The organism is Serratia microhaemolytica (assembly GCF_004011885.1).
In the GTDB taxonomy this organism is placed as follows: Bacteria; Pseudomonadota; Gammaproteobacteria; order Enterobacterales; family Enterobacteriaceae; genus Serratia_G; species Serratia_G microhaemolytica.
The window spans coordinates 1-1,781 of sequence record NZ_SBEF01000100.1; the positions used below are offsets into that span (position 1 = coordinate 1).

Annotated in this window: 1 rRNA gene; it reads right to left on the minus strand. The window is 53.2% G+C overall.

What is annotated here, in order from left to right:
• Window positions 1-43: 43 nt before the first annotated feature.
• Window positions 44-1,585: ribosomal RNA gene (locus EOJ37_RS14075) — 16S ribosomal RNA — on the minus strand.
• Window positions 1,586-1,781: the final 196 nt, after the last annotated feature.

The window sequence follows — 1,781 nt, forward strand, 5'->3', positions numbered from 1 at the left end:
TATCAGACAATCTGTTGTAGGCACTCACGCGCTATCTCTAAGGTAAGGAGGTGATCCAACCGCAGGTTCCCCTACGGTTACCTTGTTACGACTTCACCCCAGTCATGGACCACAAAGTGGTAAGCGCCCCCCTCTCGGTTAAGCTACCTACTTCTTTTGCAACCCACTCCCATGGTGTGACGGGCGGTGTGTACAAGGCCCGGGAACGTATTCACCGTAGCATTCTGATCTACGATTACTAGCGATTCCGACTTCATGGAGTCGAGTTGCAGACTCCAATCCGGACTACGACGCACTTTATGAGATCCGCTTCCCCTCGCAGGCTCGCTTCTCTTTGTATGCGCCATTGTAGCACGTGTGTAGCCCTACTCGTAAGGGCCATGATGACTTGACGTCATCCCCACCTTCCTCCGGTTTATCACCGGCAGTCTCCTTTGAGTTCCCGACCAAATCGTTGGCAACAAAGGATAAGGGTTGCGCTCGTTGCGGGACTTAACCCAACATTTCACAACACGAGCTGACGACAGCCATGCAGCACCTGTCTCACAGTTCCCAAAGGCACAGCTCTATCTCTAAAGCCTTCTGTGGATGTCAAGAGTAGGTAAGGTTCTTCGCGTTGCATCGAATTAAACCACATGCTCCACCGCTTGTGCGGGCCCCCGTCAATTCATTTGAGTTTTAACCTTGCGGCCGTACTCCCCAGGCGGTCGATTTAACGCGTTAGCTCCGGAAGCCACTCCTCAAGGGAACAACCTCCAAATCGACATCGTTTACAGCGTGGACTACCAGGGTATCTAATCCTGTTTGCTCCCCACGCTTTCGCACCTGAGCGTCAGTCTCTGTCCAGGGGGCCGCCTTCGCCACCGGTATTCCTCCAGATCTCTACGCATTTCACCGCTACACCTGGAATTCTACCCCCCTCTACAAGACTCTAGCTTGCCAGTTTCAAATGCCGTTCCCACGTTAAGCGCGGGGATTTCACATCTGACTTCACAAACCGCCTGCGTGCGCTTTACGCCCAGTAATTCCGATTAACGCTTGCACCCTCCGTATTACCGCGGCTGCTGGCACGGAGTTAGCCGGTGCTTCTTCTGCGAGTAACGTCAATGTGCTCGTCTATTAAACAAACACCCTTCCTCCTCGCTGAAAGTGCTTTACAACCCGAAGGCCTTCTTCACACACGCGGCATGGCTGCATCAGGCTTGCGCCCATTGTGCAATATTCCCCACTGCTGCCTCCCGTAGGAGTCTGGACCGTGTCTCAGTTCCAGTGTGGCTGGTCATCCTCTCAGACCAGCTAGGGATCGTCGCCTAGGTGAGCCATTACCTCACCTACTAGCTAATCCCATCTGGGTTCATCCAATGGCATGAGGCCCGAAGGTCCCCCACTTTGGTCTTGCGACGTTATGCGGTATTAGCTACCGTTTCCAGTAGTTATCCCCCTCCATCAGGCAGATCCCCAGACTTTACTCACCCGTCCGCCGCTCGTCACCCAGGGAGCAAGCTCCCCTGTGCTACCGCTCGACTTGCATGTGTTAGGCCTGCCGCCAGCGTTCAATCTGAGCCATGATCAAACTCTTCAATTAAAAGCTTGATGTGCAACCTCTCGGTTGCGATGCTCGAAAATTAACTGTATGAATTTACTTCTACGAGTCACTCTTCAAGACTTCATTTATTTCGCCGCTTGCGCAGCGTGATAACGGCCTTGTGAGTGCCCACACAGATTGTCTGATAAATTGTTAAAGAGCGTTGAGTTCACCGGCTCGCCGGCTGGCTCGAGGT